At 72.8% G+C, this 19665-nt stretch carries 6 protein-coding genes; all 6 read left to right on the top strand.

What is annotated here, in order from left to right; translation table 11 throughout:
• Positions 1-22 precede the first annotated feature (22 nt).
• From T8K17_RS15650 to T8K17_RS15625, 6 genes are read left to right on the top strand one after another with little or no spacing between them, the layout of a single operon-like run.
• Complete coding sequence (locus tag T8K17_RS15650) at positions 23-1849, top strand: non-ribosomal peptide synthetase (RefSeq protein ID WP_322330670.1); 1827 nt, start codon at positions 23-25, stop codon at positions 1847-1849.
• A gap of 3 nt (positions 1850-1852) precedes the next feature.
• Positions 1853-14125, top strand: coding sequence for a non-ribosomal peptide synthetase (locus T8K17_RS15645; protein WP_322330669.1), 12273 nt, complete (start codon positions 1853-1855; stop codon positions 14123-14125).
• The gene (locus tag T8K17_RS15640) at positions 14112-16694 is read left to right on the top strand and encodes an amino acid adenylation domain-containing protein (RefSeq protein WP_322330668.1); all 2583 of its coding nucleotides are present in this window, start codon (positions 14112-14114) and stop codon (positions 16692-16694) included. The genes T8K17_RS15645 and T8K17_RS15640 overlap by 14 nt, the downstream gene beginning before the upstream one ends.
• A complete protein-coding gene (locus T8K17_RS15635) occupies positions 16691-17479 on the top strand; it encodes a thioesterase II family protein (RefSeq protein ID WP_322330667.1) in 789 nt (262 codons plus the stop codon). The genes T8K17_RS15640 and T8K17_RS15635 overlap by 4 nt, the downstream gene beginning before the upstream one ends.
• Positions 17476-18579: a hypothetical protein gene (locus tag T8K17_RS15630; RefSeq protein WP_322330666.1), complete on the top strand. Its 1104-nt coding sequence runs from the start codon at positions 17476-17478 to the stop codon at positions 18577-18579. The genes T8K17_RS15635 and T8K17_RS15630 overlap by 4 nt, the downstream gene beginning before the upstream one ends.
• The gene (locus T8K17_RS15625; RefSeq protein ID WP_322330665.1) at positions 18576-19658 is read left to right on the top strand and encodes an FkbM family methyltransferase; all 1083 of its coding nucleotides are present in this window, start codon (positions 18576-18578) and stop codon (positions 19656-19658) included. The genes T8K17_RS15630 and T8K17_RS15625 overlap by 4 nt, the downstream gene beginning before the upstream one ends.
• Positions 19659-19665: the final 7 nt, after the last annotated feature.

Below are 19665 nucleotides of genomic sequence, written 5' to 3'. Positions count from 1 at the left end.
CACGGATGGTGATGCCATGGGAATGCCGACCACGACCAAGACCGTCATCCACGCCGCCTTCGAACGGGTCGCCGACGCCCATCCCGAGCGGATCGCGATCGAGGCATCCGGCCGCCGCATCGCCTACGGCGATCTGAACCGGGCGGCCAACCGCGCCGCCCATGGCCTGATCCGCCAGCATGGCGTCGGCAGGGGTGCCGTGGTCGGCCTGCACCTGCCGCCGGGCATCGCGTATGTGACCGCCATGCTCGCGGTGGCCAAGGCCGGGGGGATCTTTCTGCCGCTGGCCATGGCCGCCCCGCCCCGTCGCCAGGAGAAGATCCTGGCAGTCGCCGCCCCTGCCCTGATCCTGACCGAGCGGCCGTCGGACCTGCCGCCGGGCGCCGCCACCGCCTCACCGGCATCGCTGGGCGCGCAGGACGAGGCCAACCCGCCGCTCGCCGTCGCGGGCGACGATGCCGCCTACATCGTCTCCACCTCCGGCTCCACCGGCGCGCCGAAGGCGATCCTGGGCAGCCAGAAGGGCCTCAGCCATTTCATCCACTGGGAGGTCGGGCTGTTCGGCGCCGGCGGCGACACCAGGGTCAGCCAGCTCGCCCCTGCGACCTTCGACGTGAGCCTGCGGGATATCTTCTTCCCGCTGCTGGCCGGCGGCACCCTGTGCGTGCCCGACGACGCCACGCGCACCGACAGCCGGCGTCTGCTGGCCTGGCTGGAGGCGTCCCGGGTCACCCACATCCACTGCGTGCCCTCCCTGTTCCGCCAGCTCACCGCCGACCTCGCCAGCGCAGACGCGGCGGCCGACCGCCTCCCCGACCTGAGGCACATCCTGCTCGCCGGCGAACCGCTCTACGGCGCCGATGTCCAGCGCTGGCAGGCGCTGATGGGCCGGCGGATCGAGCTCACCAACCTCTACGGCCCGTCGGAGACCACCCTGGCCAAGGCGTTTCACCGGATCGGCGCCGCCCCGACCGAGCCCGGCCGCATGGTGCCGGTCGGGCTGCCGTTGCCCAACACCTCCCTGCTGGTGATCAAGGACGGCGAACTCTGCGACGAGGGCGAGATCGGCGAGGTCTTCATCAAGACCCCGTTCATGTCCAAGGGGTACCTCGCCGCCCCCGAGGAGACCGCCGCCGCCTTCGTCCAGAACCCGCTGACGCCCGGGACCCCGGACACGATCTACCGCAGCGGCGACCTGGGACGGTATCTCGCCGGCCATGTGGTCGAACTGCTCGGCCGCCGGGACGGGCAGGTCAAGATCGCCGGCACCCGGATCGAACTGGCCGAGGTCGAGGGGGCGATCCTGAAGCATCCCGCGGTCCGGGCGGCCGTCGTCGCGGTCAACCCCGCCACCGCCCGAGACCCGAGCCTGACCGCCTACTACATCGCCGACGCGCCGGTCGCCGCCGCCGACCTGCGCCGGCACCTGGACGACTGGCTGCCCGCCGCGATGCAGCCGGCCTACCTGATGCAGCTGGACCGGTTTCCGCTGAACCTGCACGGCAAGGTGGACCGGCGCGCCCTGCCCCGGCCGGCGGACCTGCTGTACCGCGACGCGCCCTATGTCGCCCCCCAAGGCGAGACCGAGACGCGGATCGCGGCGATCTGGGGCGAGGTGCTGGAGCTGGAGAAGGTCGGCGCGACCCACGGCTTCGTCGATCTGGGCGGCGACTCCCTGAAGGCGATCCGCGTCCTGTCCCGGCTCTATCAGGCCTTCGGCGTCGAGGCGACGCTGCCCGACCTGTTCCCCCACGGCACCGTGCGCTCCCTGGCCGCAACCCTGAACGCCACCCTGCCGGCACCCACGGCGGACCCCCGGCAGCCGGCCGTCGCCGGACAGGAGGGCTAGGTCATGTCGGACAACGCCCTTCCCGCGGATCTCGAGACGCCGCCCGCCACCGCGAAATCCGGCACCCCTCCGCCGCGCCGGACTGCGGACGCCTCGGCGCCCCGCGTCTATCCCGCCTCCTTCGCCCAGCAGCGGATCTGGATCCTCGCCCAGATGGATCGCGCGGCGGATGCCTACGGTATCACCCGCGCCCTGCGCCTGCGCGGGCCGCTGGACGACGCGGCGGTCCGCGCCGCCCTCGAGGGCATCGCCCGCCGGCACGACAGCCTGCGCACCCGCTTCGCCGAGGCCGACGGGGAGTTGACCCAGATCGTCGAGCCGGCGATCGCCCTGCCGCTGGAACCGGTCGACCTGCGCGATGCGGCCGAGCCGGAGGCCGCCTGCCGGGCGCTGCTGGAGACGGCGGCGCGACGTCCGTTCGATCTCGGCCGCGCGCCGCTCTGGCGGGTGCAGCTCTGCCGCCTGGCGGAGGCGGACTGGGTCCTCGCCCTGCACATCCATCACAGCGTCGCCGACGGCTGGTCCCTGGAACTGATCCAGCAGGAACTCGCCCTGCGCTACCGGGCTCATCTCGACGGACGCGAGCCCGACCTTCCCGACCTGAGCGCCAGCTACGGCGCCCATGCCGCCGGGCAGCGCCGGCCGGAGGCGCTGGCCGCGACGGACGCGGCGCGGGACTACTGGCGAAAGGTCCTGACGCCCCTGCCGCCGCATCTCGACTTGCCGGCGCTGTCCCGCCGGCCGCAACCGGGCCCGGCGCCGGCCGCCAGCCATCAGATCCACCTCGACGCGGTCCACACCGCCGGCCTGCGCCGGCTCGCCACCCGCCACGACGCCTCCCTGTTCATGGCCCTGACCGCCCTGGTGAAGCTGCTGCTGCATCGCTACGGCGGCGAGCGCGACGTGACGGTCGGATCGCCGGTGGCCGGCCGGGACAGCGCGGCGCTCGAACCTCTGGTGGGCCAGTTCGTCAATCTCGTCGCCCTGCGGGACGAGATCGATCCGGCCCTGGGGTTCCACTCCTTGCTCGACCGGGTCGCCGGCACCGTCTACGCGGCGCTCGAGCGCCAGGACTACCCGTTCGACCGGCTGGTGGAGGAGCTCGGCGTCCCGCGCGACGGCGGCCGGCCGCCGGTCTTCGACGTGCTGGTGGCGCTGCAGAACATGACGGGCGCGTCCGCCCCGATCGCGGGGTTGCGGGTCGAGGGGTTTCCCACCGCCCCCGGTCCGGCGAAATACGCTCTGATCTTCGAGTTCGCCGAGCATGACGGCGGCCTGCTCCTCACGCTCACCTACGACGCCGCCCGCTTCGCCGAGGTGGGGATCGCCCGGATGGGCCGCCATCTGATCCGGCTGCTGGAAGGCGCGCTGGCAGACCCGGAGATTGCGGTGGGACGCCTCGCCCTGCTCGACCGCGGGGAACGCCGCCGCATCGCGTCCTGGAGCGGCGGGGCGAGCCCCTATCCGCGCGACAAGAGCCTCGCCGCCCTGTTCGCCGAACGGGTCGCCGCCGAACCGCAGGCGGTGGCGCTGCGCCGGGGCGACCGCACCCTGACCTATGCCGAGCTGGACGCCCGATCCGACAGGCTGGCGGCTTATCTGACCGCACAAGAAGGCGATCTCTGTGGGCGGGTGATCGGCCTGTGCCTGGAGCGCGGACCGGAGTTGATCGTGGCGATGGTCGCGGTTCTGAAGGTCGGGGCCGCCTACCTGCCGCTGGACCCGGAGCTGCCCGACTCAAGGCGGCGCTACATGGTGGACGATGCCGGCGCCGCCCTGGTCGTCACCGAAGACGCCTTCGCCGACGCGCTGGACGGGTTGCCCTGCCCGGTCATCCGGCTCGACCGCGACGCCGACGCCATCGCCGCCTGCACGGATCCGGTCCCGGCCGTGGCGACCGCCGGGTCCAGCCTCGCCTATGTCATGTACACCTCGGGCTCCACCGGTCAGCCCAAGGGCGTGCTGATCCCCCAGCGGGCCGTGACCAGGCTGGTCCGCGATACCGACTATATCGACATCCGCCCCCACCACCGGATCGCCCAGGCGGCCAACACCGCCTTCGACGCCGCAACCTTCGAGATCTGGGGCGCGCTGCTGAACGGCGCCGCCCTCGTCCTGCTGTCCCGCGACGACGTGCTCGACCCCGACCGCTTCGCCGGGCTGCTGCGGGCGCAGAGGGTGGACATCCTGTTCCTGACCACCGCCCTGTTCAACCGCCTCGCCCAGATCGATCCGGGCGTGTTCGGCGGGCTGGACAGCCTGCTGTTCGGCGGCGAGACAGTCGATCCGCGACCCGTCCGCTCGATCCTGGCGGCCGGCGGGCCGACCCGCCTGCTGCATGTCTACGGCCCCACCGAATGCACCACCTTCGCCACCTGGCACCAGGTGACGGCCGTGCCGGACGACGCCGTCACCGTCCCCGTCGGCCGGCCGCTCGCCAACACCACCGTCCATATCCTCGATACAGACGGCCAGCCGGTGCCGGTCGGGATCGCCGGCGAGCTGCATCTGGGCGGCGACGGGTTGGCCGAGGGCTACCTCGGACAGCCCGACCTGACGGCACAGAAGTTCATCCCCCATCCGACCCTCGGCCGGCTCTACCGCACCGGCGACCTGTGCCGCTGGACCGAAGACGGTACCGTGGAATACCTCGGCCGCAGCGACCACCAGATCAAGCTGCGCGGTTTCCGCATCGAGCTCGGCGAAGTGGAGACCGCCCTGCGCCGCTGCCGCGGCGTCGACGATGCCGTGGTCGCACTGACCGGCGAGGGCGAACACCGCCGGCTGGTCGGCTATGCCGCCGGTCCCGGTCTCGATGCCGACGCGATCCGGGCCGAGCTGCGGGCCGACCTGCCCGACTACATGGTCCCGGCCCACCTGATCGTGCTCGACGCGATGCCGCTCAATGCCAACGGCAAGCTCGACCGGAATGCCCTGCCGGCGCCGGCCGAGAGCGCCGAGGGTCCCGCCGACGACCGCCCCGCGACGCCGCAGGAGGAGCTGCTGGCCGGGCTCTGGGCCGAGGTGCTGGGGCTGGAGCGTGTCGGCCGCGGGCAGAACTTCTTCGATCTGGGCGGCCACTCCCTGCTGGCGACCCAGCTGGTCTCCCGCATCCGCCAGGCCTTCGACGTCGACATTCCCCTGCGCCTGCTGTTCGAGCACCCGGTGCTTGGCGATCAGGCCGCCGCGATCGAGGCCGCGCGCAGAGGCGCCGACGCTCCCCCGCCACCGCCGATCACGCCGCGCGCGCACCGCGACAGCCTGCCGCTCTCCTTCGCCCAGCAAAGGCTCTGGTTCCTCAGCCAGATGGACAGGGGCCAGCTGGACGGGTCCGCGTCGAGTGCGGCCTATAACGTCACCGCCGCCCTGGCGCTGGACGGCGCGATGGACCAGGCGGCCCTGCGCCGGGCGCTGATCGCGCTGACCGGGCGCCACGAGAGCTTGCGCCTGTCCCTGCACGAACAGGCCGGCCAGCCCGTCCTCTCCCTGCGCGACCCCTTCGACCCGCTGCTGGTGGAGGATCTGTCCGCCCTGGACCCAACCGATCGAGACGCCGCCGTGGACGCGCGCGTCGCCGCCCATGCCGCCCAGCCCTTCGACCTGGAGGCCGACCCGCTGCTGCGCCTGACCCTGCTGCGGCTCTGTCCGGACCGCCATGTGCTGTTGGTCAACCTGCACCACATCGCCGCCGACGGCTGGTCTCTCGGCGTGCTGGTCCGCGATCTCGGCGCGCTCTACGCCGAGGCCCTGGGTCAGGGGCCTGGCCTGCCCGCACCTGCCCTGCACTATGCCGACTACGCCGCCTGGCAGCGCGGCTGGCTGGAGGGGACGGTTCTCGACCGCCAGCTCGGCTACTGGCGGTCGCAGCTGGCCGACGCTCCCCTGCTGCTCGACCTGCCCGCCGACCGCAAACGCCCCGCACTCAGGTCCGCCCGCGGCGCCCAGCTCGCCGTCACAATCGAGCCCGATCTGCTCGCCCGGCTGGAGGCGCTCGGCAGGTCCCGCGGCGCCACCCTGTTCATGACCCTGCTGGCCGGCTTCGCCGCCCTGCTGCACCGCCACACCTGCGAGAGCGACATCCTGGTCGGCAGCCCGATCGCCAACCGCACCCAGCGCCAGACCGAGGATCTCGTCGGCTTCTTCGTCAACACCCTGGTCCTGCGGACCGCCGTGCAGCGCGACGACCCCTTCGCCGAGCTGCTGGCCCAGGTCCGGGCGACCGCGCTGGACGCCTATGCCCATCAGGACCTGCCCTTCGAGACCCTGGTCTCCGAGCTTCGCCCGGAGCGCTCCTTGTCCCACACGCCGCTGTTCCAGGTCATGTTCGGCCTGCAGAACGCCCCGGAGGAGAACCTCACCCTGGGCGACCTCGCGGTCCGCGCCCTGGCGCCGCAGACCGGCACCGCAAAGTTCGACCTGACCGTCAGCGCCCAGGCCGGACCGGGCGGGCTGAGCGTCAGCTGGGAATACAGCACCGACCTGTTCGACCGGCCGCGCATCGAGCGCCTGGCCCGACAGTATGTCCGCCTGCTGCAGGCGGTGGCGGAGGCGCCGGAGCGGGCCGTCGGCCGCCTGCCGCTGCTCGACGCCGACGAGCAGGCCCGCATCGCGTCGTGGAGCGGCGGGGCGAGCCCCTATCCGCGCGACGAGAGCCTGGCGGCCCTGTTCGCCGAGCGGGTCGCCGCCGATCCGCAGGCCGTGGCACTGCGCTGGGGCGACCGCACCCTGACCTATGCCGAGCTGGACGCGCGCTCCGACCGGCTGGCCGCCTATCTCTGCGACCAGGCGGGCGATCTCCGCAGCCGGGTGATCGGCCTGTGCCTGGAGCGCGGACCGGAGCTGATCGTCGCGATGGTCGCGGTTCTGAAGGTCGGAGCCGCCTACCTGCCGCTGGACCCGGAACTGCCGGACGCCCGCCGGCGCTACATGGTGGACGATGCCGGTGCCGCGTTGGTCCTGACGGAATACGCCTTCGCCGACGGGCTGGACGGGTTGCCCTGTCCGGTGGTGCTCCTCGGCCAGGAAGCCGAGGCGATCGCCGCCTGCACCGCCGCGGTCCCGGCGGTGACGACGGACGGCTCCAACCGCGCCTATGTCATGTACACCTCCGGCTCCACCGGCCAGCCCAAGGGCGTGCTCATCCCCCAGCGGGCTGTGACCAGGCTGGTGCGCGATACCGACTATGTCGACATCCGCCCCGGCCAGCGGATCGCCCAGGCGGCCAACACCGCCTTCGACGCCGCCACCTTCGAGATCTGGGGCGCCCTGCTGAACGGTGCCGCGCTGGTCCTGTTGGCGCGCGACGATGTGCTCGACCCCGACCGCTTCGCCGGGCTGCTGCGGGCGAAGACCGTCGACATCCTGTTCCTGACCACCGCCCTGTTCAACCGCCTCGCCCAGATAGACCCGGCCGTCTTCGCCGGGCTCGACACGCTGCTGTTCGGCGGCGAGGCGGTCGACCCCCGCCCGGTGCGCGCCGTGCTCGCCGCCGGCGGACCGACCCGCCTGCTCCACGTCTATGGCCCCACCGAATGCACCACCTTCGCCACCTGGCAGCATGTGACGGACGTGCCGCAGGGCGCCGTCACCGTCCCCATCGGCCGGCCGCTCGCCAACACCACCGCCCATATCCTCGACCCCGACGGCCAGCCGGTCCCGGTCGGGGTCGCGGGAGAACTCCATCTGGGCGGCGACGGCCTCGCCGACGGCTACCTGGGACAGCCGGAGCTGACGGCGGACCGGTTCGTCGCCCATCCGGAGCTCGGCCGGCTCTACCGCACCGGCGACCTGTGCCGGTGGCGTGAGGACGGCGCCGTGGAATACCTCGGCCGCAGCGACCACCAGATCAAGCTGCGCGGCTTCCGCATCGAGCTCGGCGAAGTGGAGACCGCCCTGCGCCGCTGCCGGGGCGTCGACGATGCCGTGGTCCTGCTGACCGGCGAGGGCGAACACCGACGGCTGGTCGGCTATGCCGCCGGCCCCGGCCTCGATGCCGACGCACTGCGCGCCGAGCTGCGGGCCGACCTGCCCGACTACATGGTCCCGGCCCACCTGATCGTGCTCGACGCCCTGCCGCTCAATGCCAATGGCAAGCTCGACCGCAAGGCCCTGCCGGAACCCGCGCCCGGGGCCGCGCCGGAGGACTACACCCCACCGCGCACGCCGCGCGAGACGGTGCTGGCCGGGATCTGGGCGGCGGTGCTGGGCCGCGACCGCGTCGGGCGGGACGACAACTTCTTCGCCCTGGGCGGGGACTCGATCCTCAGCGTCCAGATCGTCGCCCAGGCCCGCCGGGCCGGGCTGGCGTTCGGCGTGCGCGACCTGTTCCGCCACCAGTCGGTCGCCGCCCTCGCCCCGCACGTGTCGGAAGCCGGACTGCCGCTCGCCGCGGACAGCGACCCGGCGGAGACGTCCGGTCCGGTCGCCCTCAGCCCCGTCCAGTCCTGGTTCTTCGCCTGGGACCTGGCGAAGCCGGGGCATTTCAACCAGGCCCTGCTGCTGCGGCCCCGCGACCGGATCGCGCCGGACGCCCTGGCCGCCGCCGCCCGCGCGGTCCTGGCCCGGCACGGCGCCCTGCGTCTCCGGTTCGAACGGGGGCCCGAGGGCTGGCGTCAGACCGTGGCGCCGATGCCGGACGTCCTGCCGGTCCATCGCGAAGACCTGCGGGACCTGCGGGACCTGCCGGAATCGGACCGGACGACCGCCCTGACCGACCGGGCGACCCGTTGGAACCGCAGCCTCGACCTCGCCGCCGGGCCGCTCACCCGCCTGGTCCTGTTCGAGCTGCCGGACGGGCAGCGGCTGCTTTGGTGCATCCACCACCTGGCGGTGGACGCGGTGTCCTGGCGCATCCTGCTGGCCGATCTGGAAAGCGCCTGCCTCCAGGCCCGGGCCGGCACCACGCCAGTCCTGCCGCCGCCGACGGCCGGCATCGCCGACTGGATCGGTTATCTCCACCGCCGGGCGCAGGATCCCGCCCGCGCCGCAGAGCTGGACCATTGGCGCGGCTGGCCGGCCGCAGCGCCCCTGCCCAAGGACGACCCGGACGCCCCGGCGCGCTGGGACAGCACCGCCCATGTCCGGTTCGCGCTCTCCCGACCCCGCACCGCCGACCTGCTGGAGCGCGCGCCGGCCGCCTTCAACACCCGGATCAACGACCTGCTGCTCGCCGCCCTCGCCCTGGCCCTGGGCGACTGGACCGGCCGCACCGACTGGCCCATCGTCCTGGAGAGCCACGGCCGCCCCGCCGATCCGGACGCGCCGGACCTGACCGCGACCGTCGGCTGGTTCACCGCCCTGTATCCGGTCCGCTTCGACCTGCCGGAGGACGGCGATCCCGCCGCGACCGTGAAGGCGGTCAAGGAACGGCTCCGCGCGGTGCCGGGCGACGGGCTCGCCTACGGGATCGCCCGGCACGGGCCATGGGCGGTCCCGGGTCCGCTTCCCGAGGCGGAGATCGCCTTCAACTATCTGGGACAACTCGATATCGGCATGGCAGTCGGCGAGAGCGGCGGCGGGTTCTTCCTGCCGGCACGGGAAGGCACCGGCGAGACCCAGTGCCTCGACGGGACCCGGCCCCACGCGCTCGACGTCAACGCCATGGTCGTCGGCGGCACCCTGCGCGTGTCGATCAGCTACAGCGACCGGCAGTACCGGCGCGCCAATGTCGAGGCGCTGGCCCGGCACCTGGAAGACGCCCTCGACCGGCTGATCGCCCTGTGCTGCGACCCGGCGCGCTGCGGCTATACGCCGAGCGACTTCCCTCTGGCCCGGCTGGACCAGGGTCGGCTCGACGCCCTGGCCCGGCGCGAGGGACGCGGGATCGCCGCCCTCTACCCGCTGAGCCCGATGCAGCAGGGCATGGCCTATCACAGCCTCCTCGACGCCTCGCCGGAGCGGCAGACGGACGCGGCCTATTTCGAGCAGATGACCTGGCGGATCGGTCCGCCGTTCGACCCGTCGGCCTTCCGGCGGGCCTGGACCGCCCTGGTCGAACGCCACCCGGTCCTGCGCACCGCCCTGTGGCTGGAAACCGAGCCGCCGCTGCAGATCGTGCGCCGGTCGGTCGACCTGCCCTGGCGCGAGTTGGACTGGCACGACCGCGGCGCCGAGGCGCAGAAAGCGGAACTGGAGACGCTTCTGGCGTCCGACCGGCGTCGGGGTGTCGACCTGTCCCGCGCCCCGCTTCTGCGCTGCACCCTGATCCGGCTGGGCGCAGACTCCTGGCGCTTCGTGCTCGGCTTCCACCACCTGCTGCTCGACGGGTGGAGCCTGCCCCTGCTGTTCGCCGATCTGATGGCGCTTTACGCGGCACCGGCGGCCGACCTGGCGCCGGCCGCCCCCTACGAGGACTACATCGCCTGGCTGCAGCGCCAGGATCACGGGGCGGCCCGGGACCACTGGCACGCGGCGGTGGGCGATGTGGAGGCGCCGACCCCGCTGCCACCGGCGCTCGGCCCCGTGCCGGAAGCCGACGGCGCCGGGGCGCGCGGCGAGATGCTGTTCGCGCTGGATGCCGAGGACAGCCAGCTGCTGAGCGACACGACCCGCCGCCGGCGGCTCACCCTGAGCACGCTGCTCCAGGCGGCCTGGGCGGTCGTGCTGAGCCGGACCAGCGGCGAGAGCGACGTGGTGTTCGGCACCACCCTGTCCGGCCGCGACATCGACCTGCCGGGCATCGAGCGGATGGTGGGACTGTTCATCAACACCGTGCCGCTGCGGGTTTCCACGGAAGACGGTCCGGTCGGCGCCTGGCTGCAGGCCCTGCAGGACCGGCACCAGGAGAACAGCCTGCACGGCTTCCTTCCCCTCGCCGAGATCCAGCGCGGCAGCGCCGTGCCGGCCGGCGACGCCCTGTTCGACAGCCTTCTGGTCTTCGAGAACTATCCGAGCGAGCCGGCCGAAGGCGCCGCCGCCGCGGGCGGGCCGTCCTTCGCCGACGGGCAGGCGATCGACCACACCAACTATCCGCTGACGCTGATCGCCGCGTCGGTGGAGGACCGGCTGCGGCTGCGCGTCGGCTATGACGCAACCCGGTTCGCGCCGCGCGACATCGAGCGGATCGTCGGGTTCCTGCGGGTGGCCCTGAGGCGCCTGGCGGAGGCCGAGCCGGAGGACCCGCTCGATGCCATCGGCATTCTCACCCGAGCGGAACGGCAGGGGCTTCTGGCCGCCGGCGGTGCCCAGGTGCGGCTGGATGTGGGGGAGACGCTGACGTCCAGGGTCGCGGCGCAGACCGCCGAGGGCCCCGACCGGATCGCGGTGACCTGCGGCGCGCAGTCCCTGACCTATGCGCAACTGGACGCGCGCGCCGAGGCGATCGGCCGGCATCTGCGGAAACTGGATGCGGGCCCGGAGAAGATCGTGGGGCTCTACCTGCCCCGCTCTGCCGACCTCGTCGCCGGGATGCTGGGGATCCTGAAGGCCGGCGCCGCCTATCTGCCGATCGACCCGGCAACGCCCGCCGAGCGGGTGGCGTTCATGCTGCGCGATGCGGGGGCCGTCGCCCTGGTCACCGAGACGGGACTGCGGGCCGGGCTCGGAGAGCTGGATCTGCCCTGTCTCTGCCTGGATGCCCTCTGCGTCGATGCGCTCTGCCCCGATGCGGCCGACCCGTCGGGCCCTGTCCCTGCCCCTGCCCCCGCCCCTGCGCCCGACGACCTCGCCTATGTGATCTACACCTCGGGCTCGACCGGCACCCCCAAGGGCGTGATGATCAGCCACGCCAACGTTCTGCGGCTGTTCGACGCCACCAACCCCGACTGCGGATTCGGGCCGCAGGACGTTTGGACGCTGTTCCATTCCGCCGCCTTCGACTTCTCGGTCTGGGAAATCTGGGGCGCCCTGCTCCATGGCGGACGGCTGGTCGTCGTACCGGAGGAGGTGCAGCGCGACCCGACCCTGTTCCACGGGCTGCTCGAGCGGGAACGGGTGACGGTGCTGAACCAGACGCCCTCGGCCTTCCGCCAGCTCATCCCGGTCGCCCGGGAACGCGGCGCGTGCCTCGCCCTTCGGATGGTGATCTTCGGCGGCGAGGCACTGGATCTGCCGTCGCTGCGCCCCTGGTTCGCGCTCTACGGCGACAGCGCCCCGCTGCTCGTCAACATGTACGGCATCACCGAGACCACGGTCCATGTGACTTGGCGGCGGCTGTGCGAGGCGGATTGCGACACTCCGGCCAGCCTGATCGGACGACCGCTGCGCGACCTGGACCTGCATCTGCTCGACCGGCGGGGAGAGCCGGTGCCGGACGGGGTCACGGGCGAGATCCATGTGGGCGGCGCCGGCCTGGCGCGCGGCTATCTGAACCGCCCGGAGCTGACCGCCGAACGCTTCGTGGTGCGCGAGATCGACGGGGAACCGACCCGCCTCTACCGCAGCGGCGACCTGGCCCGGCGGCGGCCCGACGGCGATCTGGAATTTCTGGGCCGCGCCGACCGGCAGGTGAAGCTGCGCGGGTACCGGATCGAGACCGGCGAGATCGAGGCGGTGCTGAGCCGGCATCCCGGGGTGCGTCAGGCCGTGGTGGTCGCACAGCAGGACGAAGGCCGGCTGATCGCCTATGCGGTGGCCGACCCGGAGACGGCCGCGGAACTCCGCGACTGGGCCTCCACCCGCCTGCCCGCGTACATGGTGCCGGCGCTGGTCGTGCCGATCGACGCCGTCCCCCTGACCCGCAACGGCAAGCTCGACCACCGCGCGCTGCCCCGGCCCGAGACGTCGCGGTCCGTGGAGGCGGCCGCCGGGGTGCCGCCCGGGACCGAGACCGAACGGCGGCTCGCCGCGATCTGGCGCGACGTCCTCGGCGTCGAGGTTGCGGGGATCGATGACGGGTTCTTCGATCTGGGCGGCCACAGCCTGAAAGCCGTGCAGGTGGTGGCCCGCATCCGCCGGGAGTTCGGGGTCGAGGTCTCCCTGGCGGCGTTCCTGCGCCGGCCGACGATCGCCGCCCTCGCCCCGCTCACGGGCGGGCCAAGCACCGCCGACGGCGCCATCGCGCCGGTAGCGGACCGGGCCGACTATCCGTTGTCCCATGCCCAGCACCGGCTGTGGCTGGAGGACCGGCTGCACGGCGACGCCCGCTACACCATGCCGGCGGCGGTCGAGCTGCGGGAGCCGCTCGATCCGGACGCGCTACGCCTGGCCCTGGGCCGGCTGATCGAGCGGCACGAAACCCTGCGGACGGTCTTCGTGGAGGTGGCGGGCGAGCCCCGGCAGACGGTCCTGAACCGCATCGAGGTGCCGCTGGACGTCGTCGATCTGCCGGCCGGCGACGACGACGCAAGCGCCATCGTCGAGCGGGAGAGCCGCCGGCGCTTCGACCTCGACCGCCCGCCGCTGTTCCGCATCACCCTGGTCCGCCGGACCGCCCTACCGCCCGTTCTGATCCTGGCGATGCACCACATCATCGGCGATGGCTGGACGATGCAGGTATTCCACCGGGAACTGGCCGCCTTCTACGCCGCCGCCCGGACCGGCGGCACCCCCGACCTGGCACCGCTGGCGATCCAGTACCGGGACTACGCGGTCGCCCAGCAGCAGCGGGACCGCGAGGCGGATGCGGCGTTCTGGGCCGATCACCTGGCGGGGCTCGACGGCCCGATCCGACTGCCCCGGGACGCGACCGACGGCGCCGGCGGCGACCGGCGCAGCCTCAGGCTGTCGCCGGCCTGCACCGCCAGGCTGCGCGCCCTCGCCGCGGCCCAGGGCAGCACCCTGTCGGCGCTGATCCTGACGATCTTCACCCTGTTCCTGCACCGGCTGACCCGCCAGGACGACCTGTGCATCGGCATGGCGGTGGCCAATCGCGGCCGGCCGGAGCTGGAACCGCTGCTCGGCATGTTCGTGAACCTGCTGCCGATCCGCATCCGGATCGAGGACGACATGGACGTCGCGGCACTCCTCCAGGCGGTGACCCGCACCGCCTATGCCGCGCTGGACCACCAGGACCACCCCTACGACCTCATCCTGAGGGCGCAGCGCCGAGACGCCGGGTCCGGCGACCTCGTGCGAGTGGTCTACGCCTTCCAGAACGCGGCGGAGCCGGATGGCATGGCCGAGCCGGCCGCGACCACGGTCCCGCTCAGCTTCCCCTTCGCCAAGTTCGACCTGAGCCTGATCGTCGAGGATCCCGGCCCGCATCTCGACCTCACCCTGGAGTTCGACGCCGGCCTGCTCACCGCCGCGACGGTCGAGCGCTACCTGCACAGCCTGAACCGCTTCGCCGAAGACATCGCGGCCGGACCGCCACGGGAGGATTCCGATGAGACTGTCTAAATTCACCCTGATCGACGACGCGGCGGGATCGGCGGAGGCCGCGGCCCTGGCCGCGCGTTTCAACGCGACGACGCGGCCCTACCCGCGCGACCGCGGCGTCGCCGACCTGTTCGCCGAGCAGGCGGCGCGCACACCGCAGGCGGTCGCCCTCAGCCGGGGCGGCCGGGCCGTGACCTACGCCGAACTGGACCGCCGCGCCAACCGGCTCGCCCGGTATCTCCGCGCGCGGCTGCCGGACTGCCGGGGCAGGCTGATCGCGCTCGCGCTGCCGCGATCGGTCGACCTGATCGTCGCGATGCTGGCGACCCTCAAGGCCGGGGCCGGCTATCTGCCGCTCGACCCGGCCTATCCGGCGGCGCGCCGGGATCTGATTGTGTCGCATTCCGGGGCGCTGGCCGTGATCGACCGAGACGGCGGGACGGACGACGCGGCACCGCCGCCGGTCCGCCGGATCCGCCTCGACGCCGAGCGGTCTGCCATCGACGCCGGTCCGGACGACACTCCGCCCGTCACGGCCGCCGGCGGCGAGCTCGCCTATGTCATGTACACCTCCGGCTCCACTGGCCGTCCCAAGGCCGTCGCCGTGCCCCATCGTGCCGTCGTCCGGCTGGTCCGCAACGCCGATTACGCCGATTTCTCGCCGGACCGGATCTTCCTGCAATACGCGCCGGCGGCCTTCGACGCGGCCACGTTCGAGATCTGGGGGCCGCTGCTGAACGGCGCCCGTCTGGCCCTGGCGCCGGAGGGACGGCTCGGCCCACGGGAGCTGGGCGCGGTGATCGCCGACGAAGGGGTGACGACCCTGTGGCTTACCGCCGGTCTGTTCAACCTGATGATGGACGAGCACCCGGAGGGCCTGCACCCGCTCAAACAGCTGCTGGTCGGCGGCGAGGCGTTGTCGGTCGCCCATATCCGACGGGCCCTGGAGCTGCTGCCGAAGTGCGCCCTCGTCAACGGCTATGGCCCGACCGAGAACACCACCTTCTCCTGCTGCTTCCCGATCGCGCCCGGCGACTACCGGGGCTCGATCCCGATCGGCCGCCCGATCGCCAATTCCACCGCCTATGTCCTGGACGAGGAGCGCCGGCCGCTGCCGCCGGGCACCGCCGGGGAACTCTATCTGGGCGGCGACGGCCTCGCGCTCGGCTACTGGAACGATCCGGAGCTGACCGCCGAGCGCTTCGTGGCCAGCCCGGCCCTGCCCGGCGAACGGCTCTACCGCAGCGGCGACCTCGCCTGCTGGCGCAGCGACGGCACGATCGAGTTCCTCGGCCGGCTCGACGACCAGATCAAGATCCGCGGTTTCCGCATCGAGCCGGGAGAGATCGAAGAGGCCCTCTTGCGGTATCCCGGCGTCACCGCGGCCGTCGCGCTGGCCCGGGAGATCGCGCCGGGGCGCCGGGAGCTCGTCGCCTACGTGGCAGCGAGTGAAGCCATCGGGACGGGCGACCTGCACCGGCATCTCGGCGCGACCCTGCCGGACTTCATGGTCCCGGCCCATATCGTCCGGCTCGACGCCCTGCCCCTGAACGCGAACGGCAAGGTCGACCGCGCCGCCCTGCCCCTCCCGGCCGCCTCGAACCCGGACGGCGCCCAGCCCCCGGAACCGCCGGCAAGCGAGACCGAAACCTCGCTGGTCAGTCTCTGGGAACGGGTGCTCGACCGCGAAAGGATCGGCGTCACCGACGATTTCTTCGCCCTGGGCGGCCACAGCCTCACCGCCGCCAAGCTGGTGTCGCTGATCGCCGGCGAGCTTGGGGTCGCCCTGCCGCTCGCCTCCATCTTCACCCATCCCACGATCCGCAGCCAGGCCGAGGCGATCCTCGACGCCGCAAGGTTCGGGATCGACGCCCTCGACCGGCCCCGGGTGCTGCTGAACGCGCCGAGGGGCGGTCGTCCGCTTTTCGCCCTGCCCCCCGGCACCAGCGACACGCTCGGCTACGCCCGGCTGGCGGCGGGGCTGGACGGAGTCGACGTCCACGCCTTCAACTTCATCGAGGCAGAGACACGGATCGCCGACATCGCCGACCTGATCGCCGAGGTGCAGCCTGAGGGGCCGGTCCTGCTCTTCGGTTATTCCGGCGGCGGCAACATCGCGTTCCAGGTGACGTCGGAGCTCGAGCGGCGGGGCCGGACGGTCAGCGACATCGTGATGCTGGACGCCTCCCGCTTCCTGCGGCCCTTCGCCTTTCCGCCGGAGGAGGCCGACCGGCTGGCGGATTCCTTCCTCGCCGATGAGAGCGTCGCCGCGGCGGTCGGCACCGGCGTCCTGCGGGACAAGGCCCGCAGACGGATCCGGCGGTACTACGCCTATCTGTCGTCCCTCTCGGAGGACCGGCCGGTCGCCGCCGACATCCACCTGATCCGCAGCGCCGGCGGCGCGGACGAGCACCGCGACGCGGCCGGCACCGTGCTGTCCAGCCAATCCGCCTGGGTGGAAGCGACGACCGGACGCTTCACCGCCTGCAACGGCGCCGGCGGCCATGGCGAGATGCTGATCGAGCCGCATTTCAGCGCCAACCTCGCTCTGCTGCAGGCGGTGCTGGCCAGAACGGGGAGGTCGGCATGACCGCCCCCCTGCCCTCCGATCCGTGGATCCGCCCCGCCCAGCCCCGTCCCGACGCCGCCCTGCGCCTGTTCTGCCTGCCCTATGCCGGCGGCGGCGCCTCGATCTACCGCACCTGGGGCGAGGCCCTGCCGGACTGGCTGGAGGTCTGCGCGGTGCAGTTGCCGGGGCGCGAGGAACGGATCGGCGAGCCGGCCTTCCGCCAGGTCGACCGGCTGCTTCCCGTGCTGCTCGACCGGCTGCGGCCGCATCTGGACCGCCCCTACGCTCTGTTCGGCCATTCCATGGGCGCGGTCATCGCCTACGAGACCGCACGCGCCCTCGAGGCCGAGGGCGGCGGGCCGGTGCATCTGATCGTCTCCGGCCAGCGGGCCCCGCACCTGCCCCTGAACCGCCCCCCCAGCTACCACCTGTCCGAGCCGGCGTTCCAGGAGCGACTGCGGGTCCTCAACGGCACGCCGGCCCCGGTGCTTCAGGAGCCCGAACTGATGAAGATGGTCCTGCCGCTGCTGCGCTGCGATTTCGAACTGAGCGAAACCTACCGACGGCAGCGGGCCGAGCCGCTGGCCTGTCCGATCACCGCGCTCGGCGGCCGCGACGACGGCGAGGTCGATCCGGCGGGGGTGGAGGCCTGGCGAGAAACCACGAGAGGACCGGCGGAGATCCGCATGTTCGCCGGCGACCACTTCTTCCTGCACGGCCAGCGCCGCGTCCTGCTCGACACGGTCGCCCGGTGCCTGCGCGGCCACGCGCCGGTCGCGGCGGAGACCCCGGGAGGCCGGTCATGAGCGCACATCGGGCCGCCCTCGCCTTCGCCGCCTTCGAGGACAAGGACCTGGAGGCCGCCGCCGCCCATGCCCAGGCGGCGCTGGACGGCGGCTACGGACCGATCCGCCAGCTCGCCGCGGTGATCGCCTATCAGCGGCGCGACTACGCCACCGCGATCCGCCTGCTGGAATCCCTCGACGGCGCCGGCGACGCCGCCGTCTCCCTGCTGATCCGCCTGCATCTGCTGGCAGGCGACGTCCGGCGCGGCGGGCAGCTTCTCCTCGACTGCTGCCGGGCCGACGCCTTCGGCCCGCCGCTGCACCCGGTCCCGCGCTGGACCGGCGAGCCGCTGGCGGGAAAGTCCGTCGTCGCCTGGGGCGGCGGGTACGGAGACGACATCCTCTACGCCCGGTTCGTTTCGATGCTGGCCGAGCGGACCGGAGCCGAGGTGACCCTGCAATGCCGCCCGGCCCTGGTGCGGCTGTTCCGGTCGCTGTCGGGCGTCGCCCGGGTGCTGCCGCTGGATGCGGACGTGCCGGAGAGCGACTACCAGGTCCAGACCGCGGAAGTTGCCGCGCTGTACGGCCTGCTCCAGGGCGAGACCTGGTCCGGCCCCTATCTCCACGCCGATCCGCGGCCTCTGCCCTCCGGCGGGCTGAAGGTCGGGTTGGTCTGGGCCAGTGCCGCGGCCCATTGGGAGGTCGGCGACAAGAGCGCCGCCCTGGCCGCCATGGCGCCGCTGGCGCAAGTCCCCGGCGTCCGTCTCTACAGCCTGCAGGTCGGCGCCCCCCGCACGCAGCTCTCGCCCCCGCCGACGGGCATGGCGGTGGAAGACCTGGCCGGCGGTCTGCGCGATTTCGCCGATACCGCCGCCGCCATCGCCGGGCTCGACCTGGTCGTCGCCATCGACACCGCCGTCGCCAATCTCGCCGGCGCCATGGGAGCCGCCGTCTGGGTCGCCGCCCCCTTCATCCCCGACTGGCGCTGGGGCCGGGACGGAGACCGGACCCCCTGGTTCCCGACCGCCCGGGTCTACCGGCAGGCCGGACCGGGCGACTGGCGCGGCGTGTTCGAAGCCATGGCGGCGGATCTCGCCGCGCTGGTGGAGGCAGGGCGATGACGGACCTGGCCGAAAGCTGCGACTGCCGGCTATGCATGGAGACGCCGGACCATCCGGCGCGGCGCTTCCACGATGGGTTTCGCCGCATCGCCCGGTGCCTGCCGCGCGACGAGCTCGCCGTCTGCCTGGCGCAATACGGCGGGAAATCGGAGATGGGCGACACCGCGGATCCGATCCTGTGCCGCATCGGCGGTCTGTCGCCGGACCAGCTCGACCGCGGCCGGGAGGAGGCCGCCCGGGATGCAGCGGAGCTGACGGACGGTCTGGCCCGGGCGCCGGAGGCGATCGGGACGGTCGCCGCCGATGCGGATACCGCCGACTGGCTGACCCGCGTGGCCCAGGCCGCCGCCGCGCTGTGCCGGGACTTCCAGCTGCGGCCGACCACCCTGTCGGTGCTGATCAACGAGCGGCGCTACCGCATCGACATGCCAGCCGACTGGATGGCCTACGGCAACCTGTTCGAGGTCCTGCTGCAGGCCAATTACGACCACGCGCGCCGGCCGGTGGACGCGATCTACGACCTGGGCGGCTATATCGGCCTGTCGGCGCTGTACCTGCATAGCTGTTACCCGGAAGCCGAGATCGTGGCGGTCGAGCCGGACCCGGCCAACCTGCGCTATCTGCGGGCCAATCTCCGCGGATCGGGCCAGCCGATCCGGCATCGGGTGGTGGAGGGCGCGGTCGCCGCCTCGGCAGGGACGGTCGCCCTGTCGAGCCTCGCCGCCTCCGCCGAGGCGACCAGCATGATCCATTCCACCGTGACCTCTCATGCCCAGGCCTCGACGACCCGGGTGGCGGCGGTCGACCTCGGCACGCTTTTCGATCCTCGGCGGCCCTACGGTCTGAAGCTCGACATCGAGGGGGGAGAATTCGACCTGGCGCCGGCGCGCGACGTGCTGCGCGGCGCCACCTGGATCCTGGGGGAGTTCCATTACGGCCCCTGGACCCGGGCCGAGGACCGCTGGCTGCGCGACCTGCTGGCGCACGACTTCGCCCTGACCGTCAGTCCGCCGCGCTTGGAGATGACCGGCACCGGCGACTATCTCTGCATCGGCCAGGATTTTCGAGCCGTTCGATAGTTATGCT

Source organism: Thalassobaculum sp. OXR-137 (assembly GCF_034377285.1).
Lineage (GTDB): Bacteria > Pseudomonadota > Alphaproteobacteria > Thalassobaculales > Thalassobaculaceae > Thalassobaculum.
The sequence above is the reverse complement of the archived record's forward strand: the minus strand, read 5'-3'. Positions and strand labels throughout refer to the sequence as shown.